A 25542-nucleotide genomic window follows, 5' to 3' on the forward strand; every position below is an offset into this window, starting at 1 on the left:
TGCCTTACATTCGCGCCCATCCCTCTCCCCTTATCCCTCCCCCGCCCTCTCCCCCAGCCCCTCCGCGAGCAGTTCCGCCAGGTGCCGCGCCCGGCGTCCGGAGAGCTGCGCGATCTGGGTGCGGCAGGAGAACCCGTCCGCGAGCACCGCCGCCTCCGGTGGCGCGGCGCGCAGCGACGGCAGCAGTTGTTCCTCCGCGCACGCCACGGAGACGGCGTGGTGGCCGGGTTCGAAGCCGAAGTTGCCCGCGAGGCCGCAGCAGCCGCCGCTGAGCTCCCCCGTCAGCCCGGCGCGTTCGCGCAGGCGCCGGTCGGCGGCGTCCCCGAGGACGGCGTGCTGGTGGCAGTGGGTCTGGCCGGCGACGGGCCGGTCCAGGCGGGGCGGGGTCCAGTGGGGGGCGTACTCCTCGAGGGTCTCCGCGAAGGTGCGGACGGCTGCGGCGAGGCGGTGGGCGCGGGGGTCGTCGGGGAGGAGGGCGGGGAGGTCGGTGCGCAGGGCCGCCGCGCAGCTGGGTTCGAGGAGCAGCACGGGGTCGCGTACCTCCCCCAGGGTGTCGAGGGTGCGCAGCATGACCTTGCGGGCGCGGTCCAGGCGGCCGGTGGAGACGTACGTCAGCCCGCAGCACACCGGGCGGCGGGTGGGGACGGTGACGCCGAGGCCGGCCGCCTCCAGGACGCGGACGGCGGCGTGACCGGCCTCCGGCGCGAGGTGTTCGGTGAAGGTGTCGGGCCACAGGGTCACGGTCACGGGCACGGGTACGGGCTCGGCCACCGCCCCGACGCCGGCCCCGACCCCGCCGGGCCCCGCCGCGCCCGCCTCCCGCTCCCCCCGGCCCCGCTCCCGTACCCGACCCCCACCGCCCCGGCCCCGCTCCCGCTCCCACCCCCGCGTGAACGGCACCCGGGCCAGGGGCGGCAGTTGCCGTTCGGGGGCCAGGCCGGGGACGCGCAGGACGCGGCCGGCCGCGTTGACGGGGCCCGCCGCCCTCAGGGCGGCGATCAGGCGGAGCCAGGCCGGGAGGCCGCCGAGGGTGTAATGGGCCAGGGGGCGCAGCCGGCCGGACCAGTGGCGGTGCAGGAACTCCGCCTTGTACGCGGCCATGTCCACGCCCACCGGGCAGTCGCTGCGGCAGCCCTTGCAGCTGAGGCAGAGGTCCAGGGCCTCGGCGACCTCCGCCGAGCGCCACCCGTCGGTGACGATCTCCCCGGCCAGCATCTCGTGCAGCAGCCGGGCCCGGCCGCGCGTGGAGTGCCGTTCCTCTCCCGTGACCCGGTACGACGGGCACATCACCCCGGGTCCGGAGGGTCCCGTGGTCCGGCACTTGGCGACGCCGACGCAGCGGGCCACCTCCTCGCCCAGCGGGGCACCGCGCGCCACCACGGCGAAGCGGAGGTTCTCGTCCAGCCGCGCCGGGCGGACCAGGATGCCGGGGTTCATGCCGCCCGCCGGGTCCCACACGTCCTTGTACGCGCCGAAGAGCTCCATGACCCGCGGCCCGTACATCCGCGGCAGCAGTTCCGCCCGGGCCTGTCCGTCGCCGTGCTCGCCCGACAGGGAGCCTCCGTGCGCGACGACCAGGTCGGCGAGGTCCGCGGAGAAGGAGCGGAAGCGGGCCACTCCCGCCGCGGAGACCAGGTCGAAGTCGATGCGGACGTGGACGCAGCCCTCCCCGAAGTGCCCGTACGGGGTTCCGTGCAGCCCGTGCTGCGCCAGCAGGGCCCGGAAGTCGCGCAGGTAGGCGCCGAGGCGGGCCGGCGGGACCGCGCAGTCCTCCCAGCCCGGCCAGGCCATGCCGCCGTCCGGGGTCCGGGTGGCGGTGCCGGCCGCGTCCTCCCGGATCCGCCACAGGGCGCGCTGCGCCGCCGGGTCCGTCACGAGGGCCGTGTCGAGGGCGTCGGCCTCCCGCAGCAGGCGCCGGGCCGCTCCCTCGTCCGGCATCTCCACGAACAGCCAGGCCCCGCCCCGGGGCAGCCCGCGGGCGCCGCGCACCAGGTCCTCGGCCATGCCCTCGACGGTGAGCGGCCCGTGGCCGAGGAGTCCGGCCGCGGCGTCGGCCGCCGCGCTCTCGTCGGGGTAGCCGAGGACCGCGAGGACCGGTGCGGGCGGCGGTTCGACCAGGCGCACCACGGCCTCCGTGACCACGCCGAGGGTGCCCTCGCTGCCGCAGAAGGCCCGTGCGAGGCGGACGCCCCGTTCGGGGAGCAGGGCGTCGAGTCCGCCGTAGCCGGAGACGCGGCGGGAGAAGGAGCCGGTGGCGAGGCCGGTGCGGAGTACGGCGAGGTTGCCCTCGACCAGGTCGCGCAGTCCCGCCGGGGCTCCGTCCCAGCCGGTGCCGATCCGGTGGGCGGCGCCTCCGTAGAGGGTGACGCCCAGCTCCGCCACGTTGTCGGCGGTGGTGCCGTAGGCCACCGAGTGGGCGCCGCACGCGTTGTTGCCGATCATTCCGCCGAGGGTGCAGCGGGAGTGCGTGGACGGGTCGGGTCCGAAGGCCAGCCCGTACGGGCGCAGCGCGTCGCGCAGCCGGTCCAGCACCAGGCCGGGCTGGACGACGGCGGTACGCGCGTCGCGGTCGACGGCGACGAGGGCGTTCATGTGCCGGGTGAGGTCGAGCACCACCCCGACGCCCGTCGCCTGCCCGGCGATGGAGGTGCCGCCGCCGCGCGGTACGACGGGCACGCCGGCGTCGGCGCAGATCCGCAGGGCGGCCGCCACGTCGTCGGCGTCGCGCGGGGCGGCCACGCCGACCGGTACCCGCCGGTAGTTCGAGGCGTCCATGGTGGCGAGGGCCCGTGCGGCGGCGCCGAAGTCCACCTCCCCGCGCAGCTCGGCCCGCAAGGTTCGCTCGAGTTTCCCTGGAGACGTCACGGAGCACACCTTCCCACCCCCGTCCGTCTCACCGGGTGGACGCGCCTCCGACGCCCGGTCCGGGACCCGATACGCTCCGCTCGTGGCTGAGATCCAGATTCCCGCTGACATCAAGCCCGCCGACGGACGCTTCGGCGCGGGCCCCTCCAAGGTGCGGACAGAGGCGCTGGACGCCCTCGCCGCCACCGGTACCTCCCTGCTCGGCACCTCGCACCGCCAGGCCCCGGTCAAGAACCTGGTCGGCTCGGTGCGTCAGGGCCTCCGGGACCTCTTCTCCCTGCCCGAGGGTTACGAGGTGATCCTGGGCAACGGCGGTTCCACCGCCTTCTGGGACGTCGCGACCGCCGGTCTGATCGAGCGGAAGTCCCAGCACCTCACCTTCGGCGAGTTCTCGTCGAAGTTCGCCAAGGCCGCGAAGCTCGCGCCGTGGCTGGACGAGCCGTCCGTGATCTCCTCCGAGCCGGGTACGCACCCCGAGCCGGTCGCCGAGGAGGGCGTGGACGTGTACGCGTACACGCACAACGAGACCTCGACGGGTGTGGCGGCTCCGGTCCGGCGCGTGGCGGGCGCGGACGCCGGGTCCCTCGTCCTGGTGGACGCGACCTCGGGTGCCGGTGGTCTTCCGGTGGACATCACCGAGACGGACGTCTACTACTTCGCCCCGCAGAAGTCCTTCGCCTCGGAGGGCGGCCTGTGGCTGGCGGCGTTCTCCCCGGCCGCCCTGGAGCGTGCCGCGCGCGTGCACGCCTCGGGCCGGCACATCCCGGAGTTCTTCTCCCTGCCGACGGCGATCGACAACTCGCTGAAGAACCAGACGTACAACACCCCGGCGCTGTCCACGCTGTTCCTGCTGGACCAGCAGCTGCGGTGGATGAACTCCCAGGGCGGCCTGGAGTTCACGACCTCCCGTACGGCGGCCAGCGCGCGCAACCTGTACGGCTGGGCGGAGGCGTCGAAGTACGCCAGCCCCTTCGTCCAGGACGCCGGCAAGCGCTCCGCGGTCATCGGCACGATCGACTTCTCCGACGACGTCGACGCGGCGGCGGTGGCGAAGGTGCTGCGCGCCAACGGCATCGTGGACACCGAGCCGTACCGCAAGCTGGGCCGCAACCAGCTGCGCGTCGCGATGTTCCCGGCGATCGACCCGGCGGACGTGCAGGCGCTGACCGCCTGCGTCGACTACGTGATCGAGCGGCTCTGACCTCAGGGCTGTCCTGACGTCGCGGGTCCCGACGTACGCGGGTTCCGACCTCCGCGGGGTCCCGACCTCCGCCGGGTCCCGACCTCCGCCTGGTCCCGACCTCCGCCTGGTCCCCACCTGATCCCGCCCGTGGAGCCCCCGGCGCCTTCCCGGTGCCGGGGGCTCCCGTGCCGGGGGCTCCCGTGCCCGGGCCCGGCCGCGGGACGCCGGCGGGAGCGCGGCGTCGCGGTGTTCGCCCACCTCACGGGCGGGGGGCGGCCTCGGCACGCGGTACCTTCAGCACTCCAGAGGCAGCGGCATCGTGGAGGCAGCGGCGTGAACGTGCGAGTGACGGCGGCCCAGAGCGGCGTGGACCCCTTCAGTACCGCCCGGCTGCGGCGCGGGGTGCTGGACGCGTGGGGTGCGGGGCCGGCCCGGTTCCGGGAGGACGCCAACGCCGAGGAGGACCTCGCGCTCGGCGGCTACCGGGACCGGCTGGTCGTCGAGCTGGCGCAGAACGCCGCCGACGCCGCGGCCCGCGCCGGGGTCCCCGGCCGGCTGCGCCTCACCCTGCACCCCGCCGGACCCGACGGCCCCGCCGTGCTGGCCGCCGCCAACACCGGTGCCCCGCTGGACGCGACGGGCGTGGAGTCGCTGAGCACCCTGCGCGCCTCCGCCAAGCGGGACGCGGGCCACGGCTCCGTCGGCCGCTTCGGCGTCGGCTTCGCCGCCGTACTCGCCGTCTCCGACGAGCCGGCGGTCCTCGGCCGCCACGGCGGCGTCCGCTGGTCCCTCGCCGAGGCCCGCGAGCTGGCCCGGGACGCCGCCCACGGCAGCCCCGGCCTCGGTGACGAACTCCGCCGCCGCGACGGCCACGTACCGCTGCTGCGGCTGCCGCTGCCGGCCGAGGGCAGCGCCCCCCAGGGGTACGACACCGTCGTGGTCCTCCCGCTGCGCGACGCCGCCGCCGAGGACCTCACCGAGCGCCTGCTGTCCGGCATCGACGACGCGCTGCTGCTGACCCTGCCCGGGCTGCGCGAGGTCGTCGTGGAGACCCCGTCCGGCGGGCACCGGGTGCTCTACCGGCGGACCGACGGCCCGTACACCGTCATCGAGGACTCCGCCTCCGGCACCCACCGCTGGCGCACCGTCCGCCACACCGGCCCCATCGAGCCGGCGCTGCTCGCGGACCGGCCCGTCGAGGAGCGGCTGCGGCCCGACTGGACGGTCACCTGGGCCGCGCCCGTCGACGCCGACGGCGCACCCGTACGGCCCCGCACCGCGCCCGTGGTGCACGCCCCGACCCCGACCGACGAGCCCCTCGGCATCCCCGCGCTGCTCATCGCCTCGCTGCCGCTGGACACCACGCGCCGCCACCCCGCGCCCGGTCCGCTGACCGACTTCCTCGTGGAGCGCGCGGCCGACGCGTACGCCGAACTCCTCGCCGCCTGGCAGCCGGTGAGCACCGGCCTGGTCGACCTGGTGCCCGGCCCGCTCGGCAGCGGCCCGCTCGACGGCGCCCTGCGCGCCGCCGTGATCGAACGGCTGCCCCGCACCGCCTTCCTCGCCCCGGCCGCCCCCAGCGAGGAGCTGCCGGCGCTGCGTCCCTTCGAGGCCGAGGTGGTGGAGGGCGCGGGCGCCGACACGGTTCGGGTCCTCGCGGAGGTCCTCCCGACGCTGCTGCCCGCCGGGCTGGAGCGTCGCCCCGAGCTGCGCACCCTGGGCGTGGGCCGGCTCCCGCTCGGTGACGCCATCGAGCGGATCGCGGGCATCGAGCGCACCCCGGACTGGTGGCACCGCCTGTACGACACCCTGGCCGGGGTGGACCCCGACCGGCTGTCGGGCCTGCCCGTGCCGCTCGCCGACGGCCGCACCGCCATCGGCCCGCGCCACGTGCTGCTGCCCGGCCCGGACACGCCGGCGGAGCTGGCCCGGCTGGGCCTGAAGGTGGCCCATCCGGACGCCGCGCACCCGCTGCTGGAGAAGCTCGGCGCGCTCCCGGCCACCGCGCGGGCCGTGCTGTCGACGCCGCAGGTCCGTGCCGCCGTGGCCGCCTCCCTGGACGCGGGCGAGGTCTGGGACGAGGACGCCCCGGACCCGGACGAGCTCGCCGACACCGTCCTGGCACTGGTCCGGGCCGCCGGGCTGGCCCCCGGCGAGGAGCCCTGGCTGGGCGCGCTGGCCCTGCCGGACGAGGACGGCGAGCTGGCCCCGGCCGGGGAACTGCTGCTCGCCGGGAGCCCGCTGGCGTCGGTGCTGCGGGAGGACGAGGTCCCGTACCTGGACGCCGGGTTCGCCGCCCGCTGGGACGCGGACACGCTGGCCGCGTGCGGGGTGCTGACGGCGTTCCAGCTGGTCCGCGCGACGGACGTGGTCCTCGACCCGGACGAACTGGAGCCCCGCGAGGGGGACTTCGCCGAACCGGACGACGCGGGACTGCTGGACGCGGTCGACGTGTGGTGCGAGGACCTGCTCGACCAGTTGCCGGACACCCCGGTGCCGCCGGTGGCCACCGAGCTGATCGCCGTCCGGGACCTGGACCTCGTCGACGACGACCGCTGGCCGCAGGCGCTGGCGATGCTGGCGCAGCCGCCGCTGCGCGACGCCCTGACCCAGCCGGTGCGGATCCTGCTCCCGGACGGCACGACCCGGTCGGTGCGCCCGTACACCGCCTGGTGGCTGCGTGACCACCCGGTGCTGGACGGCCGCCGTCCCGCCGGGCTGCGGGCGGCCGGCGGGGACCCGCTGCTGGCGGGCCTGTACACCCCGGCGGACGCGACGGGCTTCGAGGACGAGCAGGTCCTGCGGGCCCTGGGGGTACGGACCTCCGTGCGCGCCCTGCTGGAGGAGCCGGGCGGCGCGGCCGAGCTGCTGGCGCGGCTCGCGGACCCGGAGCGCGAGGTGTCGGGGCGGCAGCTGCACGGCCTGTACGGGGCGCTGGCCGACCTGGACCCGGAGCAGGTCACCCTGCCGGACGAGCTGCGGGCGGTGGTGGACGGCGAGGTGGTCGTGGTGGACGCGGCCGAGGCGGTCGTCGCCGACGCCCCCGACCTGCTCCCGCTGACCGGGGGCCTGCCGCTGCTGCCGGTGTCCCCGGCGCGCGCCGCCGACCTGGCGGAGCTGCTCCAGGTGCGCCGCCTGTCGGAGACGGTCCCGGCGGAGGTGAGCACGCCGGGCGAGGAGCGCGAGGTGCCGGACGCGGTGCGGGTCCTGCTGGGCCCGTCGGCGCCGGTGACGTACGTGGAGCACGAGGAGCTGGTGGCGGGCGGTACGGAGCTGGACTGGCGGCTCACCCCGGACGGCGTCCTGCACGCGGCGACCCTGGAGGGCGTGGCGGCGGGCCTGGCCTGGGCGGCGGCCCAGTGGCCGCGCCGCTTCGAGGTGGCGGCCCTGCTGGAGGACCCGTCCCGCACGGCGGAACTGGCGCGGGACAGGTGGTTCGACTAGGCGGGCTCGATGCGGACGCGGTGGCCCGCGAGCAGCTCGCGCGACGGTCTCGTCTCCGCCTCGTCTCCGCGCGAGGCCGTGGAGAGGGCCTCGCGCGGAGACGAAGTCCCTCCCTACGCCGGGAACCGCCGGTCCACCCAGCGGAAGGCGAGCTCGATCAGCGCGGCGGCCGCCGCCGCGACCGCCACCGCGATCCACGGCATGGTCACGCCCTCCAGCCGGAGCTGGAAGAAGTCCTGGAGCCACGGGACGACGAGGACGACGAGGAAGGCCGCTCCCATCGCGCCGACCAGGGCCACCCGCCACCACGTGTAGGGGCGGGCGATGATCGCCAGGACCCACATCGAGGTGAGGAACAGGGCCAGCGTCGCCGCGCTGGTCTCGGCCTTGAGGGCGTCCGGGCCGCTGTAGTGGGCGCGGGCGACCAGGTACGTGAGGAAGGTGGCCACGGCGGCGATGGCGCCGCCGGGGATCGCGTAGCGCATCACCCGTTTCACGAAGTGCGGCTTCGCGCGTTCCTTGTTCGGAGCGAGGGCCAGGAAGAAGGCCGGGATGCCGATGGTGAGGGTGGACAGCAGGGTGAGGTGGCGCGGCAGGAAGGGGTACTCGACCTGGGAGCAGACCACGAGGACGGCCAGCAGCACCGAGTAGACCGTCTTGGTGAGGAAGAGGGTCGCGACCCGGGTGATGTTGCCGATGACCCGCCTGCCCTCGGCGACCACCGAGGGGAGGGTGGCGAAGCTGTTGTCCAGCAGCACGATCTGGGCCACGGCCCGGGTCGCCTCCGAGCCGGAGCCCATGCTGACGCCGATGTCGGCGTCCTTGAGGGCGAGGACGTCGTTGACGCCGTCGCCGGTCATGGCGACGGTGTGGCCGTGGGACTGGAGGGCGCCGACCATGTCGCGCTTCTGCTGCGGGGTGACGCGGCCGAAGACCGAGTTCCCGTCGAGGACCTCGGCCATCTCGGCCCGTTCCGCGGGCAGCTCGCGGGCGTCCACGGTGTTCTGCGCGCCCGGCAGGCCGAGTTTCCCGGCGACCGCGCCGACGGAGACGGCGTTGTCACCGGAGATGACCTTCGCCCTGACCTTCTGGTCCTCGAAGTAGCGCAGGGTGTCGGCGGCGTCGGGGCGCAGCCGCTGTTCGAGGACGACGAGGGCGGTGGGCCGCACCCCGGTGGTGACGGCGGGGTCGTCGAGCTCGCGCTCGGAGCGGGCCAGCAGCAGGACCCGCAGTCCCTGTTCGTTGAGGCCGTCGATCTCGTCGAGCGCCGGGTCCCCGGCGGGCAGGAGCACGTCGGGGGCGCCCAGCAGCCAGGTGTTGTTCTCGCCGTCGCCCTCGCTGAAGCTGGCGCCGCTGTACTTGCGGGCCGAGGAGAAGGGCAGGGACTCGGTGCAGCGCCATTCGGCGCTGTCGGGGTAGGCGTCGATGACGGCCTGGAGGCTGGCGTTGGGGCGGGGGTCGGATTCGCCGAGGGCGCCGAGGACCTTCTTGACGTACTCCGGTTCCGCGCCGCCGAGCGGGCGCAGCTCGGTGACGTCCATGCCGCCCTCGGTGAGGGTGCCGGTCTTGTCGAGGCAGACGACGTCGACGCGGGCGAGGCCCTCGATGGCGGGCAGTTCCTGGACGAGGCACTGTTTGCGGCCGAGGCGGATGACGCCGATGGCGAAGGCGACGGAGGTGAGGAGGACGAGCCCCTCGGGGATCATCGGGACGATGCCGCCGACGGTGCGGGCGATGGAGTCCTTGAGGTTGGAGTCCTTGACGACGAGCTGGCTGATGATCAGGCCGATGGAGGTGGGGATCATCATCCAGGTGACGTACTTGAGGATGGTGGAGATTCCGGAGCGCAGCTCGGAGTGGACGAGGGTGAAGCGCGAGGCCTCTTCGGCCAGCTGGGCGGCGTAGGCCTCGCGGCCGACCTTGGTGGCGGTGAAGGCGCCGCCGCCGGCGACCACGAAGGAGCCGGACATGACCTGGTCACCGGGCTTCTTCAGGACGGGGTCGGCCTCGCCGGTGAGGAGGGACTCATCGATCTCCAGCCCGTCGGCCTCGCCGACGGCGCCGTCGACGACGACCTTGTCGCCGGGGCCGAGTTCGATGACGTCGCCGAGGACGATCTCGGAGGTGGAGACCTCGGCGGTGGTGCCGTCGCGGCGCACGCTCGGTTTTGCCTCGCCGAGGACGGCGAGGCTGTCGAGGGTCTTCTTGGCGCGCAGTTCCTGGATGATGCCGATGCCGGTGTTCGCGAGGATCACGAAGCCGAAGAGGCCGTCCTGGATGGGGGCGACGATCAGCATGATCACCCACAGGACGCCGATGATGGCGTTGAAGCGGGTGAGGACGTTGGCCCGGACGATGTCGGCGGTGGAGCGGGAGGACCGGACGGGGACGTCGTTGACGTCGCCGCGCGCCACGCGCTCGGCCACCTCGGCGGTGGTGAGGCCGCCCGGCCGGAACCGCGGGGCGGGGGGTTTCACGGGGTGCACGGGGTCGAGCTCGGCTCCCGCGTCGATGGCGGCGCCGCCGGCCCGTTCCGGCCCGTCATGGTCGATCCTCGCCCGCTGCGTCATGCTTTCGACGGTAAAGGCGGTTCGAACGCTTCACCCGCCGAGCGGGAGGAAGATCCGACTTCGGGATGACCGGGATCCTCCCGTGGTCGTCCCGTCAGGCGTCGTTCCCCGGCCGCGCGGCAGGCCCGGCCTCCCCGGCACGCCCGGCTTCCCCGGCAGGCCCGGCCTCCCGGGCGCCGTCGGCCTCCCCGGCGCCGTCGGCGCGGGCGGCCCGCTCGGCCGCGTGGGCCCGGAGCGCGGCGTCGCGGCCGCGGACGTACCAGATGCCGATCAGGCCGAGGGCGCCGCCGGCGGCGCAGGCCCACACCCACCACAGCAGGTCGCGGTCGGCGAACCAGCCGTAGAAGGGCAGCTGGACGAGGAACAGGGCGAACCAGAGGACCGTGCCGCCGGTGATGGTGGCGACAACCGGGCCCTCCAGGGGCTCGGGCGCCTCGTGCTTCGCAGTCCACTTCGCCATGGCGTCAGTCTAGGTGGCGCGTCGTGAGGTCTACGCGCGGAGATGGACTGGGCTTCGTTCATGTGTTCATACTGAAACGGTTTGTCTGCGACCGGATTCGTTCGTATGAACCGCCCAATAGAACCGTTTGAGGACCGCATGAGCACCTCGGCACCCGCCGCGGCCCCCACCACCGGCCTGGACCGGTACTTCAAGATCTCCGAGCGCGGCTCGACCGTCGCCCGCGAGGTCCGGGGCGGCTTCGCCACCTTCTTCGCGATGGCCTACATCATCGTGCTGAACCCGATCATCCTGGGCAGCGCGAAGGACATGTACGGGCACCAGCTCGACGGCGGCCAGCTCGTCACCGCCACCGTGCTGACGGCCGCCTTCTCCACCCTCCTCATGGGGGTGATCGGCAACGTCCCGATCGCGCTGGCGGCCGGCCTCGGCGTCAACACCGTCGTGGCCCTCCAGCTCGCCCCGCGCATGAGCTGGCCCGACGCCATGGGCATGGTGGTGCTGGCCGGCTTCGTGGTGATGCTGCTGGTCGCCACCGGCCTGCGCGAGCGGGTGATGAACGCCGTCCCGCTGGGCCTGCGCAAGGGCATCGCCATCGGCATCGGCCTCTTCATCATGCTGATCGGCCTCGTCGACTCCGGCTTCGTCACCCGCATCCCGGACGCCGCGCACACCACGGTCCCGCTCCAGCTCGGCGGCAACGGCCACCTGCACGGCTGGCCGGTCCTGGTCTTCGTCGTCGGCGTGCTGCTCACGCTCGCCCTGCTGATCCGCAAGACGCCCGGCGCCATCCTGATCTCGATCGTGGTCATGACGGTGATCGCGGTGGTCGTGCAGCTGGCCGCCGACCTCCCCGCCCTGGCCTGGGGCCTGACCGTGCCGCAGTGGCCGGGCAACCCGGTGGCCGCGCCCGACTTCGGGCTCGTCGGACAGGTCAGCCTCTTCGGCGGATTCGGGAAGGTCGGCCTGCTCACGGGCATCCTGTTCGTCTTCACCGTGCTGCTGTCCTGCTTCTTCGACGCGATGGGCACCATCCTCGGCGTCGGCGACGAGGCCAAGCTGACCAGGCCGGACGGCACCTTCCCCGGCATCAACCGGGTCCTGCTGGTCGACGGCCTGGCCGTCGCCTCCGGCGGCGCGACCTCCTCGTCCGCCACCACCTGCTTCGTCGAGTCCACGGCCGGCGTCGGCGAGGGCGCCCGCACGGGCCTGGCCAACGTGGTGACCGGCGCCCTCTTCACCGTCTCGCTCTTCCTGACCCCGCTCGCCACGATGGTCCCCTCGCAGGCCGCCACCCCCGCCCTCGTGGCGGTCGGCTTCCTGATCCTGGCGGGCTCGGTCCGGGACATCGACTGGAGCGACTTCACCATCGCCGTCCCGGCCTTCATGGCCATGGTGATGATGCCGTTCACCTACTCGATCACCAACGGCATCGGTATCGGCTTCGTCAGCTTCTGCGTGCTGCGCCTGGCCACGGGCCGCGGCCGCGAGGTCCCGGCCGCCATGTACGCCGTCTCGGCGGTCTTCGTCTTCTACTACGCGATGCCCGCCCTCGGCCTCACGTAAGGCCGTAGAACTTCTCCGTCTCGTCGACGGCGGCCTTGAACCGCTCGTCGAAGTCATCGCGAATGAGCGTCCGGACGACATAGTCCTGGACGCTCATTCCGCGTTTGGCGGCATGGTGCCGGAGCCGGTCCAGCAGCTCCCCGTCTATGCGCATGCTCAGCACATGTGTCCCCATGCCCGAAAGGGTCGGGCCAGACGGTGCGGACACGGGTCACTTTCCGCCGCCCTCTCACCCGTACGAGTGAGGGGCGGGATCCCTCGAACCGTTTTTCCTTAGACAGAGTAATGAGTTATTCTAAAGACATGCATGACCTCTCCCATGGCGACGACGCCGCCGCCGTGAACGATCTGCGCTCCGCCGTGATGCGGCTGGGCCGGCGCCTGAAGCACCAGCGCGTCGACGAATCGCTCAGCCCGACCGAGATGTCGGTGCTCGGCACCCTCGCCCGCTGCGGCCACGCCACCCCCGGTGAGCTGGCCCGGCGCGAACACGTCCAGCCCCCGTCGATGACACGCATCGTCGCGCTGCTGGAAGCCAAGGGACTGGTCACGCTGGAGCCGCACCCCGAGGACCGCCGCCAGAAGGTGGTCCGCCAGACCGAGGAGGCCGAGGCGATGCTCGAAGAGAGCCGTCGCAAGCGCAACGCCTTCCTGGCCGGGCTCGCGGCCGAGCTCACCGAGGACGAATGGGCCAAGCTGCGCGCGGCCGCACCCGTCCTGGAGAAGCTCGCCCACCTATAGGAACGACGCCAGGAGGCGACCGCTTTTGAGTACGGGAACCGGAGCAGACTCCGCACCCGGCCATACATCCACCACTACGCGCACCCCGGGCGGCCGCCCGGGGACACCCCCCGGCGGCGGCCGGGGGACGTTCAGCTCGCTGAGGATCCGCAACTACCGGCTCTTCGCCACCGGCCAGGTCGTCTCGAACACCGGCACCTGGATTCAGCGCATCGCGCAGGACTGGCTGGTCCTGTCCCTGACCGGCTCCGCCTCGGCCGTCGGCATCACCATCGCGCTGCAGTTCCTGCCGATGCTGCTGTTCGGGCTCTACGGAGGCGTACTCGCCGACCGGCTGCCGAAGCGGCGGCTGCTGCTCGTCACGCAGAGCGCGATGGGCCTCACCGGCGTCGCACTCGCCGCGCTGACCCTGGCCGGACACGTCGAGGTCTGGCACGTGTACCTCGCCGCCTTCCTGACCGGCCTGGTCACCGTCGTGGACAACCCGGCCCGGCAGACCTTCGTCGCCGAGATGGTCGGCCCCGAGCAGCTCGCCAACGCCGTCAGCCTGAACTCGGCGAACTTCCAGTCCGCGCGGCTGGTCGGCCCGGCGATCGCGGGCGTGCTGATCACCGCCGTCGGCTCCGGCTGGGCCTTCCTGCTGAACGGCCTGTCCTTCGCCGCGCCCCTCGCCGGCCTGCTGCTGATGCGCACCGGCGAACTGCGCCCCGTCACCCCGCAGCCGCGCGCCAAGGGACAGCTGCGCGAAGGCCTGCGGTACGTCGCGGGCCGGCCCGAGCTGGTCTGGCCGATCGTGCTCGTCGGGTTCATCGGCACCTTCGGGTTCAACTTCCCGATCTGGCTCTCGGCCTTCGTCGACGACGTCTTCCACGGGGACGCGGGCACGTACGGGCTGTTCAACACCCTCATCGCGGCCGGCTCCCTCGCCGGCGCCCTGCTGGCGGCCCGCCGGGGACCCTCGCGCCTGCGGCTGCTGGTGACGGCGGCGGTGCTGTTCTCGGTGCTGCTCCTGGTCACCGCGTTCGCACCCGGCTTCTGGCTGTTCGCGGCGCTGCTGGTGCCGATCGGGATGTTCGGCCTGACCGTCAACGTCGTGGCGAACTCCAGCGTCCAGACGGCCACCGGCCCCGAGATGCGGGGACGGGTGATGGCCCTGTACATGATGGTCTTCACCGGCGGCACGCCCGTCGGCGCCCCGCTGGTGGGATGGATCACGGACACCTACGGAGCCCGTCTCGGCATGGCCTCCGGCGGCCTGATCTCCCTCGTGGCGGCGGTCGGCGTCGCGGTGGTCCTCTCCCGCGTGGGCAACCTCCGCCTGAGCGTGAACCGCCGCGGCATCACCTTCGTCCCGTCCCCGCGCCGCGAGCTGGCCACCGCCGCCTGAGCGCGGCCGGCCGGCTGCCGGCGGGGAAGCGGGGGCGGCCGGCGAGCCGTCCCCTCCCCGCCGTACGCAGCCCCGCACAGCCCCCGCCCGCGCGGCGCCGGGCTGTGCGGGGGCCGGGCTGTGCGGGGGCCGCGCCGGGGATAGGGTCGCGGGCGTGAGACTGTTCGCCGCCGTACTGCCCCCCGCGGACGCCGCCGCGGAACTGCGCGCCGCGCTCGCGGACGCGCCGCGCCCCGAGGGGCTGCGGTGGACCGGCGAGGCGGGCTGGCACTTCACGCTCGCCTTCATGGGCGAGGTCCCCGGCCCCCTCCTCCCCGACCTGCACGCCCGCCTGGCCCGCGCGGCACACCGCACCGCCCCCTTCCCGCTCCGCCTCCACGGCGTCGGCCACTTCGGCGAGCGCACCCTGTGGACCGGCGCCGCCGGCGGGCTCGACGCGCTGCGGCTGCTCGCCGAGCGGACCCACGCCGCCGCCCGCCGCGCCGGGGTCCCCATGGAGGACCACCGCCGCTACACCCCGCACCTCACCCTCGCCCGCGGCCGCCCCGGCACCCACCTGCGGCCCTGCCTCGACGCCCTCGCCGGCTTCGAGGGCTCCCCCTGGCGGGTCGACACCCTCAGCCTGGTCCGCAGCAACCTCCCCGCCGCCGGCATCCCCGGCGAGCAGCCCCGCTACGAGGTCGTCGAGGCCTGGCCCCTCTCCGGCTGAGCCCGGCGTTCGGGCACGGTTCATCCCCCGGCAGCCCGCACTTCGGGGCACGGAATCCGGATTCCGGTGAAACAGAAGCAGTAGAGGCGATCCCGGCATGCTCCGGACACGTATCCGGCAAGCCGCCCGCTGACGCACGCACGCACCGCACCACCGGCCGCCCCGCCACCACCCCGCGGGGCGGCCCGGAGTCCCTCCGGCCACCCTCGAAGGAGTCCCCGTGCCGTTCACCGAGCCGACCACGGCCGCGCAGCACACGACGGCGACCGCGCCCGCCACCCCCGCGCGCGTCGCCACCCGCCGCAGGCTGCTGATGTGCCGGCCCCGGCACTACGACGTCACGTACTCGATCAATCCCTGGATGCACCCGGAGCACGGCACCGACCCCGCCCTCGCCGTCCGCCAGTGGGAGCGGCTGCGCGGCCTGTACCGCGAACTGGGCCATTGCGTCGAGGAGATCGACCCCGTCGAGGGCCTGCCCGACATGGTGTTCGCCGCGAACGGCGCCACCGTCGTCGACGGCAGGGTCTACGGCGCGCGGTTCCGGCACGCGCAGCGCACCGCCGAGGGACCGGCCTACCTGGGCTGGTTCCAGCGCCGCGGCTACCGCGAGGTGCTGTGGCCCGAGTACGTCAACGAGGGCGAGGGCGACTTCCTCACCGTCGGCCGCCGGCTGCTCGCCGGCACCGGCTTCCGCACCGACCCGCGCTCGCACGCCGAGGCCCAGGAGTTCTTCGGCCTGCCGGTGACGAGCCTGACCCTCGTCGACCCGGAGTACTACCACCTGGACACGGCCCTGGCCGTGCTCTCCGACGACGAGGTCATGTACTACCCGGCCGCCTTCTCCGAGGGCAGCCGGGCCGTGCTCCGCACGATGTTCCCCGACGCGATCCTCGCCACCGCCGAGGACGCCGCGGTCTTCGGGCTGAACGCCTTCTCCGACGGCCGCCACGTGCTGCTGCCGGAGGCGGCGACCGGCCTGATGGCCCAGCTCAGCGCGCGCGGCTTCGAGCCGGTGGGGGTCGGGCTCTCCGAACTCCTGAAGGCGGGCGGCAGCGTGAAGTGCTGCACCCTGGAGCTGCGCGACCGCTGAGTCACCACCGACGTAGTTTCCGGAAAGGACCGTTGTGACCTCTGCGACCGCGATCGCGGACAGCCACGCCCGCCTGCTCTGCCTCCTGGCCGACGCGGGAGCCGACTACCGGCTGCTGCGCCACTCCCCGGAGGGGCGTACCGACCTCGCCAGCCTGATACGCGGCCACCGCCTGGAACAGGCCGCCAAGTGCCTCGTCATCAGGGTCGCGCTGGGCCGCAAACAGCGCCGCTACGTGATCGCCGTGGTGCCGGGACACCGCCGCGTGGACCTGGAGGCGGTACGGGCCGAGTACGGCGGCACGAACGCCTCCTTCGCCGTCCGCGAGGTCGCCGAGGAGCTGACCGGCTGCGTCAGCGGTTCGATCATGCCGGTGAGCTTCGACCCGGCCGTGGAGGTGGTCGTGGACCCGGCGCTGCTGGAGCACGAGGAGATCTGGTTCAACGCGGGCCGCCTCGACGTGTCGGTGGCGCTGCGCACCGCCGGCTACCGGGCGCTGGCGCGGCCGAGGACGGCCCGGATCAGCGAGGAGCCGGCGCTGGTGCCGGCATCGGCGCGGCCCGGGCCCGGGCCGGTTCCCCGCGGGTCCGGTTCGCCCGCGCGCGGGTAGCGGACGCGGCAGCCCCGGGCGTTGGGCCGGCAGGGCGAGCGCGAGGCGCCGTAGGTCTTCGACGGTGACCATGACGGAAGTCTCGCGGCCCCCGGCGGGGGGAGGGGGAGGGAGGGCGTTAGTCTCGACGGGTGGACCCGAAGACCAGGAACCGTGTCATGGCCGGTGTGCTCGTGTTGATGTTCGTCGTCGTGGCGGTGGCGGCCGCGGTGGGCCGGTAACCCGTACGCCCGCCGCTCCGCGCACGCCCGTACCGCCCGCCCCGTCCGCGCTCGCAGCGCGGGCGGGGCGGTGCCCGTCGGGGGGTGCGGCGGTTACCAGGCGAAGGCCTCCGGGGCGGGGCCCGGTCCCGGGAAGATCTCGTCGAGGGAGCGCAGCAGTTCCTCGGAGAGTTCCAGTTCCAGCGCGCGCAGGGCGCTGTCGAGCTGCCCGGCGGTGCGCGGGCCGACGATGGGGCCGGTGACGCCGGGCCGGGTCAGCAGCCAGGCCAGCGCCGTCTCGCCGGGCTCCAGGCCGTGCTTGTCGAGGAGGTCCTCGTACGCCTGGATCTGCGCCCGTACCGCGGTGTTGGCCAGGGCGTCGGCGGAGCGCCCGGAGGCGCGGCGGCCGCCCTCGGCCTCCTTCCTGATGACGCCGCCCAGCAGGCCGCCGTGCAGCGGGGACCAGGGGATGACCCCGAGCCCGTACGCCTCGGCGGCCGGGATGACCTCCATCTCGGCGCGCCGCTCGGAGAGGTTGTAGAGGCACTGCTCGCTGACCAGGCCGAGCGTGCCGCGCCGGGCGGCCGTCTCGTTGGCCTGGGCGATCTTCCAGCCGGGGAAGTTGGAGGAACCCGCGTAGAGGATCTTGCCCTGCTGGACCAGTACCTCGATGGCCTGCCAGATCTCCTCGAAGGGGGTCCGGCGGTCGACGTGGTGGAACTGGTAGACGTCGATGTGGTCCGTCTTCAGGCGGCGCAGGCTGTCGTCCACCGCCCGGCGGATGTTCAGGGCGGAGAGGCGGTCGTAGTTGGGCCAGTTCCCGCCCTCGGGGGCCATGGAGCCGTAGACCTTGGTGGCGATGACCGTCTTCTCGCGGCGGCCGCCGCCCTGGGCGAACCAGGTGCCGATGATCTCCTCGGTGCGGCCCTTGTTCTCACCCCATCCGTAGACGTTGGCGGTGTCGAAGAAGTTGATTCCCGCGTCGAGGGCCGCGTCCATGATCGCGTGGCTTTCCGGCTCGCCCGTCTGGGGGCCGAAGTTCATGGTGCCGAGTACGAGGCGGCTGACTTTGAGACCGGTGCGTCCGAGCTGCGTGTACTTCATGGGCCACTAGCCAACTGCTTCGAGTCCACTCCAGGCAAGACCCCTTTCCGGGGTGGGGAGTTACGCGTCCGGCGCGGGGCGGTACGGGCCGCCGACGCCCCAGGCCTGGTGCAGGACGGCCGCGAACTCGCCCGCGAGGCGGTGCTCGCCCGAGGCGTTGGGGTGCGTGCCGTCGTAGGTGTCGCGGTGGATGTCGTACGCCTCCGGGCGCGCGGCCAGCAGGATCGGTGAGGCGTCGGTGGTGAGGTCGGCGACCGTCTTCGCGAGCAGCTCGTTGAAACGGGCGACCTCCTCCGCGAAGGGGGCGTCCTCCTCGGCCCGGACGTTGGGGATCACGGGCAGGAAGACCATCCGGACGGCGGGGCGGGCCTCCCGGGCGGCCGCGACGAAGCGGCGGACGTTGTCGGCGGTCTGGTCGGCCCGGGTGTAGAAGCCGAGGTCGATCAGGCCGAGGGAGACGAGCAGGACGTCGGCGCGGGCGTCCCCGGCGGCGGGCCCGATGAGCGGGGCCATGTGCTGCCAGCCCTCGCCCCAGCCCGCGAGGTGCCGGCGGGCGGGCTCGGGGAAGTCCGCGGCGGCATAGCCGGATCCGGGGCCGGTGCCGGCCTCGGTGCCGTACAGCCCGGTGCGCGGGCCGACGATCTCGAACGAGCCCTCGCCCAGGGTGGCGCCGAGGTGCTGCCACATCCGGTAGCGCCAGGTGTAGTCGCCGGCGCGTCCGATGGTCATGGAGTCGCCGACGAACATGAAACGCATCCGGTCATCATCGCGGATCGCACGGCCGGAACCCCTGTGATGCCGGACACCCCCGGGGGGCTGGCAGGCTTGGGGGATGCGCCTGCTGCCCCGGTCGACCGCCGTTCCCGCCGCTCTCGTGCTCGCCCTGCTGCCGGGGGCCGCCGCGGCCGCGGCCGAAACCCCCGCCGCGTCCGCCCCCGCCTCCGCCTCCGGGTTCACCATCGCCGATCCGCGGATCAAGGAGTCGAGCGGGCTCGCGGCCAGCCGGATCCACCCGGGCGTGTACTGGACGCACAACGACAGCGACGACGGCCCGTACGTGTACGCGGTGGACTCGGCGACCGGCAGGACCGTCGCGCGGGTGACGCTGACGGGGACCGGGACCCCGCGCGACGTGGAGGCGATCTCGCTCGGCCCGGACGGGCGGCTGTACGTGGGGGACATCGGCGACAACCGCGACGGCACCTGGGACCGCGTGTGGATCTATCGCTTCCAGGAGCCGGCGGAACTGGGCGACCAGACCGTCAGGGCAGAGCAGTTCACGGTGTCCTACGCGGACGGCCCGCGCAACGCGGAGGCGCTGATGGTGCATCCGGTGACGGGCCGGGTGTACATCGCGAGCAAGAACGAGCAGGGCGGCGGCCTGTACGAGGGCCCCGAGCGGCTGTCGGCGGAGGGGCGCAACGTCTTCCGCCGGATCGCGGAGGTGCCGTGGGTGACGGACGGGGCGTTCTCGCCGGACGGGACCCGGCTGACGCTGCGCGGGTACTTCACGGCCCGTACGTACGGGTGGAGGGACGGCCGCCCGGACGGCGCGGGTGAGCGGGTGGACGCCCCCTGGCAGGGCCAGGCCGAGTCGGTGACGTACACGCCGGACGGGCGCACGCTGATGTTCGGCGCGGAGGGCGCGAACAGCCGGGTGGTGGCCGTACCGGTGGCACCGGCGGCGGGACCGTCCGACCCGGCCCGTCCCGGCTCCCCACAGCGGCCCGCGGTCCCGGGCTCCGCCGCCCCGGATGCGCGGGGGGTGCCCGCCGGGCAGGACCCGGGCAGCTTCACCAAGGGGGCGCTCGTCCTCGCGGCGGGCACGGCCGTGGTCCTGGCGGGCAAGCGCCTGTTCCGCCGCCGCCCCAAGGCCTGAGCGGCCCCAAGGCCCGAGCCGCGCGGAGGCGCGCACGGAGGCGCGTGCCGCCGCCCGGACGTGACCTGCCTCACATCTCGTCACACGGGCGGGACGTGCGGTGTCTTGTGTCCGAAGCCCTGAACCGGAGGAGGACACGATGAGCGAGAAGACCGGTGTGATCGTGGTCGGCGGAGGTTACGCGGGCGTGATGGCGGCGAACCGCCTGACGCTGCGCGGTGATGTGGCGGTGACGCTGGTCAACCCGCGCGCCTCCTTCGTCCACCGCATCCGCCTGCACCAGCTCGTCGGCGGCACCGGCACGGCCGTCGTCGACTACCGCGAGGTCCTCGCCGGGGGCGTACGGCTGGCCGTCGACACCGTCGACCGCATCGACGCCCCCGCCCGCACCCTGCACCTCGCCTCCGGCACCACCCTCGGCTACGACTACCTCGTCTACGCCGTGGGCAGCACCGGCGCGCACCCGCGCGTGCCCGGAGCCGCCGAGCACGCCCACCCCGTCGCCACCCTCGAGGACGCCCAGCGACTGCGCCCCGTCCTGGACGCCGCGCCCGCCACCGCCCCCCTCACCGTCATCGGCGGCGGCCCGACCGGCATCGAGACCGCCGCCGAACTCGCCGAAGCCGGCCGCGCCGTCACCCTGGTCTGCGGCGGCCTCCTGGGCCCCTACCTCCACCCCCGGGGCCGCCGCTCGGTCGCCCGCCGCCTCGCCCGCCTGGGCGTCACCGTCGTGGACGGCCCCGGCAGCACCGTCACCGCCGTCACCGACCGCGCCGTCCGCCTCGCCGACGGCCGCGAACTGCCCAGCCACGTCACCGTCTGGACCGCCGGCTTCGCCGTCCCCGACCTGGCCGCCCGCAGCGGGCTGACCACCGACGACGCGGGCCGCCTGCTCACCGACGAGACGCTGACCAGCGTGGACGACGTACGGATCGTGGCGGCCGGGGACTCGGCCGCGCCTTCGGGCGTGCCGCTGCGGATGAGCTGCCAGGCCGCGATGCCCCTGGGCGCGCGGGCCGCCGACACCGTTCTGAGCCGCCTGGCGGGCGACCGGCCCGGCACCCTCAACCAGGCCTTCGGCGCCCAGTGCATCAGCCTGGGCCGCCACGACGGCATCTTCCAGTTCGCCGACCGGGGCGACTCCGCGATCTGGCTCCACATCGACGGCCGGCCCGGCGCCACGATGAAGGAAGCCGTCTGCAAGGGCGTCGTCAAGCACCTCGCCGACGAGGCCCGCAAGCCCGGCGGCTACCGCCTCCACCGCCTCCCCGGCGGCCCCGCGCGCCAGAAGGAGCTCCAGGCCCGGGGCACGGCGGAAGCGGCGGCCGTCTGATGCGCGCGGCGGACACGGGGACCGGGACGACCGGCGGGAACGACGGCACCGGCAGCATGGACGGCATGGACGGCATGGACGGCACGGACGGAACGGACGGAGCGACCGGCATGGACGAGCAGGACCTCGCGGACCGCGACGGCGGCGAAACGGCGACCGAGACCTTCGTCGCCCACCGCAACCTGCTCTTCACCGTCGCCTACGAGATGCTCGGATCGGCCTCCGACGCCGAGGACGTCCTCCAGGAGACCTGGCTGCGCTGGGCCGGCGTCGACCTGGAGCGGGTCGACGACCGGCGCGCCTACCTGGTCCGCATCACGACCCGGCAGGCCCTGAACCGGCTGCGCGCCCTGAGCCGCCGCAAAGAGGCGTACGTCGGCCAGTGGCTCCCCGAGCCGCTGCTCACCGCGCCGGACGTGGCCCAGGACGTGGAACTCGCCGAGAGCGTGTCCATGGCGATGATGCTCGTCCTGGAGACGCTGTCGCCGACCGAACGCGCCGTCTTCGTCCTGCGCGAGGCCTTCGACGTCGGCTACGACGAGATCGCCGCCGCCCTCGACAAGTCGCCCGCCGCCGTACGGCAGATCGCGCACCGCGCCCGCCGCCACGTCGACGCCCGGCGCCCCCGCCGGACCGTGTCCGCGAGCCAGACCCGGGCCGCCATGGAATCGTTCCGCCACGCCCTCGACAGCGGGGACCTCCAGGGCCTCCTCGACGTCCTCGCCCCCGACGTGGTCCTGGTGGGCGACGGCGGCGGGGTCAAACAGGCCGCGCTGCGCCCCGTCGTCGGCGCCGGCAAGGTCGGCCGCTTCATCCTGGGCGGCGCCGGCAAGGTCGCGGGCCGGCTCACCGTCACCCCGACGGTGGCCAACGGCAGCCCGGCGTTCCTCGCCCACCTCGACGGGGAGCTCGACGGCGTCATGGCGTTCCACGTGGAGGACGCCCGCATCACCGGCATCTACTACGTCCGCAACCCCGAGAAGCTGGGCCGGATCGAGGACGAGACCCCGCTCACCCTGCGGTGACGGCGGTCGCGCGGGCGGGCGTGCCGGTTCCCGGCGGCCCGCCCGCCCCCGTTCGCGCTACGAGTGCCCCAGGTCGGCGGACGGGAGGTCCGCCGCGGGCACGGAGCCGGTGTCGGGGACGGGCCGCAGCGGGAACTCGTCCGTCGCCATCGAGTCCAGGACCGGCGGCGCGGGCCGCGGCGGCTTCGGCATGACGGCGGCCTCCGAGTGGCCGCCGCAGCCGTACGACAGGGACACGAGCCGGCCGTCCGCCGGGCTGAACTCGTTCGCGCAGACGCCGAAGGCCTGGCCCAGCGAGCCTCCGATCGCGACGAGGAAGCCGCACGAGACGCACGACGCGGGCGCCGCCTGCGCCATCGCGGTCTTCGCCCCGAAGGCCTCGTCCCACCGGTCGGCCGCCGTGTGCAGCCCGTACCGCGACAGGACGCGGGCGCGGCGCATGCCGAGCTCCTCCGCCACCGCGGTGATGGAGCCGCGCGCCGGGGCGACCACCCGGTCGGTGACGTCGGCGTCCTCGGCCTCGACCAGTTCGGCCATCTCGGCGGAGACCACCGAGTTCGGCGGCGGCGTGTCCTCACCGGACCAGCCGGGCTCCAGGCGCAGGTCGTCGGCGTCCGTCGGCAGCAGGTCGCCGGGGCCCAGGTCGCCCGGGCGCAGCCGGTCGCTCCACGGCACCCATTCGGGGGCGAGCAGCGCGTCGTCGCCGGGGAGGAGCACCGTTTCGTTGAGGGTGACGTTCTTCGCGCGGGAGGCGCGGGTCACGGTGACGGCCCAGCGCCAGCCGCGGTAGCCCGGCTCCTTGCACTCGAAGAAGTGCGTCACGACCCGGTCGCCCTCCGCTACGGCGGAGACGTGCGCGCCCACCACACCGGGGTGGGCGGCCTCCTCGGCCGCCGCACGGGCGAACTCCACCGCCTCGGCGCAGAGGCGGTCCGGGGCGGGCGTACGCGGGGTACGCGGGGTACGGCTTCGCGTCGTCGCAGCACTCACAGGTCTCGTTCTCTCCTACGCCGTCTCACGAGTGCGCCGTCCGTACTGTCGTCCACAACGACCCGTCGGTCTCGTCCGTACGTAGCGCGGGCGGAGCGGACCAGAGGGCCGCGTCGACGTCCGCGCCCCGATCGGCCTCGGGCGCACCCCACTGTGATCCATTCTGCGGGATCACGAAGAGGCGCGCGGCCAAGTGCAACCGCCGGTGGCGCGCTACGCACGCTACCTCCTCCGAAGCCTTCGGCCCACATGCGAGGTCCGATTCGCGGACACGGCACGCGCGCGGGGCCGGCGCGCCGGGACCGTGCGGCGCCTCCCGGCAACGCACCGGGGACGCGCCGGGTGGGGTTCCGGACGGCCTCTTGGGGCACTATGGGCCACGTGGCACCCGCACGGTCGTCCGCAGACGGCTCGGGACCGGCCAGGCGGGCCGGCCGGGCTGTCGGGCGTGCCCTGCACCTGCCCTTCACCGGTACGGCGCGCGGGATCCGGCGTGCCACGCACGCCCACGGGGCCGGCGAGTCGGGACTGGGCCGGCTGATCGAACTGCACGCGATCAACGGCGCCGGGGACGTCATGATCACCGTGGCGCTGGCCTCGACGGTGTTCTTCTCCGTCCCGACGGACGAGGCGCGCGGGCGGGTGGCCCTGTACCTGGCGATCACCATGGCCCCCTTCACCCTGCTGGCCCCGGTGATCGGTCCCCTGCTGGACCGGCTGCCGCACGGCCGGCGGGCGGCGATGGCGGGCGCGATGCTGACGCGGGCGCTGCTGGCGGTGATGATGTCCGGCGCGGTCGCCACGGGCGGGCTGGAGCTGTATCCGGCGGCGCTGGGCGTCCTGGTGGCCTCGAAGGCGTACGGCGTCGTACGCAGTGCCGTGGTCCCGCGCCTGCTGCCGCCGAAGTTCTCGCTCGTCAAGGCGAACTCCCGGGTCACGCTGGCGGGCCTGCTCGCGACGGGCGCGGCGGCGCCGGTGGCGGCCGGACTGCACACGATCGGGCCTCCGTGGCCGCTGTACGGGGCCTGCGCGATCTTCGTCTGGGGCACCTTCGCGGCGTTCCAGCTGCCGCACAAGGTGGACGAGGCGAAGGGCGAGCGCCGGGCGCGGCTGTCCACGCACGAGGCGCACTCGAAGCGGCCGGGGCTGCGGACGGTCAGCCGTCCGGTGCTGTGCGGGCTGCTGGCGAACGCCTCGATGCGCGGGCTGTCCGGGTTCCTGATCTTCTTCCTGGCGTTCCTGCTGCGCGAGCACCCGCTGGCCGGGCAGAGCGCGGCGGTGTCGCTGGGCATCGTCGGTGTCGCGGCGGGCATCGGCAACGCGTGCGGGACGGCGGTCGGGGCGTGGCTGCGGGCCCGGGCCCCCGAGGCGATCGTCGCGGCCGTCCTGTCGGCCACCCTGGGCGTGGCGATCGTGGCGGCGGCCTTCTTCAGCGGCGTGTTCATGGCCTTCCTGGCCGGTACGGCGGGCTTCTGCCAGGCGCTGGCGAAGCTGTCGCTGGACGCGATGATCCAGCGCGACGTGCCCGAGGCCGTGCGCACGTCGGCCTTCGCCCGTTCGGAGACGCTGCTCCAGGTGGCGTGGGTGATGGGCGGGGCGATCGGGATCGCCCTTCCGCTGCACGGGGTCCTCGGCATGGCGGTGGCCGCGGCCGTGGTCGCTCTGGGCACCCTGATGGCCCTGCGCGGCTTCCTCACCTCCCCGCACCACCGGCACCAGGGTTCCTCCCGCACTCGGGTGGCGTAAGGATCCCGGTCCGGCCCCCGGGGGGCGCGCCCGGGGCGCGGGGCGGGCGTTCCGGAGCCGCCGCGGGAGCGCCGGCGGGGCGGCCCGCCCCGCCGCAGGACCCCCGTGCGGCGGTGCGGCCCACCGGCCCGATAGCCTTCGGCTCATGACCGCACCGCTTTTCCCGGGTAGGGCCCGCCGCAGCGTCGCGGCCCTCGGAGCCGTGTCCGCCGGCCTCCTCCTCCTGTCCGCCTGCGACAAGCCGACGCCGCTCGCGACGGTGACCGTCGGCAGCTCGTCGGTGTCCGCCGAGTCCGAGTGCCGCACCGACGGCAAGGACCTCTCCATGGACAAGGTCCAGGAGTGCCTGACGGACCCCAAGAACGCCAAGTCCATCGAGTACGGCCGCGGGGACACGCTGCGCCTGGGCGTCGAGCCCGAGATCGTCGAGGACGGCAAGAAGTGGCAGGCGGTCCTCGACGGCCAGCCGATCACCGAGCCCTCCGCCAACACGTACCGCAGCTTCCAGGGCGCCGACGTCTTCGCGACCGGCGGCCAGGGCGAGGCGCCCCAGTCGAAGCTGCTGGGCTTCGTCCAGGTCGGCGAGGACGGCAAGCCGCTCTCCGTCTGGTCGTTCAAGCTCAACCTGAAGAAGTAG

Annotated in this window: 20 protein-coding genes; 13 read left to right on the forward strand and 7 right to left on the reverse strand. The window is 74.3% G+C overall.

What is annotated here, in order from left to right; genetic code table 11:
- Positions 1-30: 30 nt before the first annotated feature.
- Positions 31-2976: an FAD-binding and (Fe-S)-binding domain-containing protein gene (locus tag ACZ514_RS18700; protein WP_469125180.1), complete on the reverse strand. Its 2946-nt coding sequence runs from the start codon at positions 2974-2976 to the stop codon at positions 31-33.
- Between ACZ514_RS18700 and serC the strand changes: the two genes are divergently transcribed.
- Positions 2948-4066: a phosphoserine transaminase gene (serC, locus tag ACZ514_RS18705; protein ID WP_469125181.1), complete on the forward strand. Its 1119-nt coding sequence runs from the start codon at positions 2948-2950 to the stop codon at positions 4064-4066. The genes ACZ514_RS18700 and serC overlap by 29 nt on opposite strands.
- A gap of 315 nt (positions 4067-4381) precedes the next feature.
- On the forward strand, positions 4382-7492 hold the full coding sequence (locus tag ACZ514_RS18710; protein WP_469125182.1) for a sacsin N-terminal ATP-binding-like domain-containing protein: 3111 nt from the start codon (positions 4382-4384) through the stop codon (positions 7490-7492).
- 113 nt (positions 7493-7605) lie between these two features.
- On the opposite strand, the gene ACZ514_RS18715 is transcribed toward ACZ514_RS18710, so the two are convergent.
- On the reverse strand, positions 7606-10062 hold the full coding sequence (locus ACZ514_RS18715; protein ID WP_468175153.1) for a cation-translocating P-type ATPase: 2457 nt from the start codon (positions 10060-10062) through the stop codon (positions 7606-7608).
- A gap of 94 nt (positions 10063-10156) precedes the next feature.
- Positions 10157-10522: a DUF2530 domain-containing protein gene (locus ACZ514_RS18720; RefSeq protein WP_469125183.1), complete on the reverse strand. Its 366-nt coding sequence runs from the start codon at positions 10520-10522 to the stop codon at positions 10157-10159.
- A 138-nt stretch (positions 10523-10660) separates the two neighbouring features.
- On the opposite strand from ACZ514_RS18720, the gene ACZ514_RS18725 reads away from it, so the two are divergent.
- Entirely contained in the window at positions 10661-12088 is a 1428-nt protein-coding gene (locus ACZ514_RS18725; protein ID WP_468175147.1) for an NCS2 family permease, read from the forward strand.
- On the opposite strand, the gene ACZ514_RS18730 is transcribed toward ACZ514_RS18725, so the two are convergent.
- Positions 12081-12263, reverse strand: a complete 183-nt coding sequence (locus tag ACZ514_RS18730) for a BrnA antitoxin family protein (protein WP_249767154.1) — start codon at positions 12261-12263, stop codon at positions 12081-12083. The genes ACZ514_RS18725 and ACZ514_RS18730 overlap by 8 nt on opposite strands.
- A 128-nt stretch (positions 12264-12391) precedes the next feature.
- Here ACZ514_RS18730 and ACZ514_RS18735 point away from each other — a divergent pair, with 128 nt between their 5' ends.
- The 5 genes from ACZ514_RS18735 to ACZ514_RS18755 all read left to right on the forward strand — a co-directional run bounded on the left by ACZ514_RS18735 (position 12392) and on the right by ACZ514_RS18755 (position 16628).
- Positions 12392-12829: a MarR family winged helix-turn-helix transcriptional regulator gene (locus ACZ514_RS18735; RefSeq protein WP_361602399.1), complete on the forward strand. Its 438-nt coding sequence runs from the start codon at positions 12392-12394 to the stop codon at positions 12827-12829.
- Positions 12830-12854: 25 nt separating this feature from the next.
- A complete protein-coding gene (locus tag ACZ514_RS18740) occupies positions 12855-14216 on the forward strand; it encodes an MFS transporter (RefSeq protein WP_469125184.1) in 1362 nt (453 codons plus the stop codon).
- 154 nt (positions 14217-14370) lie between these two features.
- Positions 14371-14925, forward strand: coding sequence for an RNA 2',3'-cyclic phosphodiesterase (gene thpR, locus ACZ514_RS18745; protein ID WP_468175141.1), 555 nt, complete (start codon positions 14371-14373; stop codon positions 14923-14925).
- Between the two features lie 220 nt (positions 14926-15145).
- Positions 15146-16018 carry a dimethylargininase gene (ddaH, locus tag ACZ514_RS18750; RefSeq protein ID WP_468175138.1) on the forward strand — a complete coding sequence of 291 codons (873 nt, stop codon included), beginning with the start codon at positions 15146-15148 and terminating at the stop codon, positions 16016-16018.
- A gap of 34 nt (positions 16019-16052) precedes the next feature.
- A complete protein-coding gene (locus ACZ514_RS18755; RefSeq protein ID WP_469125185.1) occupies positions 16053-16628 on the forward strand; it encodes a YbaK/EbsC family protein in 576 nt (191 codons plus the stop codon).
- A gap of 314 nt (positions 16629-16942) precedes the next feature.
- Here the strand turns inward: ACZ514_RS18755 and ACZ514_RS18760 are convergent, their stop codons facing one another.
- Together ACZ514_RS18760 and ACZ514_RS18765 are read right to left on the reverse strand one after the other, a co-directional pair.
- On the reverse strand, positions 16943-17932 hold the full coding sequence (locus tag ACZ514_RS18760; protein WP_469125186.1) for an aldo/keto reductase: 990 nt from the start codon (positions 17930-17932) through the stop codon (positions 16943-16945).
- Positions 17933-17992: 60 nt separating this feature from the next.
- Complete coding sequence (locus tag ACZ514_RS18765; RefSeq protein WP_468701380.1) at positions 17993-18688, reverse strand: GDSL-type esterase/lipase family protein; 696 nt, start codon at positions 18686-18688, stop codon at positions 17993-17995.
- Positions 18689-18764: 76 nt separating this feature from the next.
- Between ACZ514_RS18765 and ACZ514_RS18770 the strand changes: the two genes are divergently transcribed.
- The 3 genes from ACZ514_RS18770 to ACZ514_RS18780 all read left to right on the forward strand — a co-directional run bounded on the left by ACZ514_RS18770 (position 18765) and on the right by ACZ514_RS18780 (position 22169).
- Positions 18765-19811, forward strand: coding sequence for a WD40 repeat domain-containing protein (locus ACZ514_RS18770; protein WP_469125187.1), 1047 nt, complete (start codon positions 18765-18767; stop codon positions 19809-19811).
- A gap of 139 nt (positions 19812-19950) precedes the next feature.
- Positions 19951-21144 (forward strand): NAD(P)/FAD-dependent oxidoreductase, encoded by a 1194-nt coding sequence (locus ACZ514_RS18775; protein ID WP_469125188.1) that lies wholly within the window; start codon positions 19951-19953, stop codon positions 21142-21144.
- Between the two features lie 110 nt (positions 21145-21254).
- The gene (locus ACZ514_RS18780) at positions 21255-22169 is read left to right on the forward strand and encodes an RNA polymerase sigma-70 factor (RefSeq protein WP_468175195.1); all 915 of its coding nucleotides are present in this window, start codon (positions 21255-21257) and stop codon (positions 22167-22169) included.
- Positions 22170-22226: 57 nt separating this feature from the next.
- Here ACZ514_RS18780 and ACZ514_RS18785 read toward each other — a convergent pair whose 3' ends face one another.
- Positions 22227-23159 (reverse strand): DUF3027 domain-containing protein, encoded by a 933-nt coding sequence (locus ACZ514_RS18785; RefSeq protein WP_468175120.1) that lies wholly within the window; start codon positions 23157-23159, stop codon positions 22227-22229.
- Positions 23160-23531: 372 nt separating this feature from the next.
- Here ACZ514_RS18785 and ACZ514_RS18790 point away from each other — a divergent pair, with 372 nt between their 5' ends.
- Both ACZ514_RS18790 and ACZ514_RS18795 read left to right on the forward strand, forming a co-directional pair.
- The gene (locus ACZ514_RS18790; protein WP_469125189.1) at positions 23532-24905 is read left to right on the forward strand and encodes an MFS transporter; all 1374 of its coding nucleotides are present in this window, start codon (positions 23532-23534) and stop codon (positions 24903-24905) included.
- A gap of 145 nt (positions 24906-25050) precedes the next feature.
- Positions 25051-25542: a DUF2771 domain-containing protein gene (locus ACZ514_RS18795; RefSeq protein WP_468175114.1), complete on the forward strand. Its 492-nt coding sequence runs from the start codon at positions 25051-25053 to the stop codon at positions 25540-25542.

The sequence above is a fragment of the Streptomyces sp. NPDC034086 genome (genome assembly GCF_055575515.1).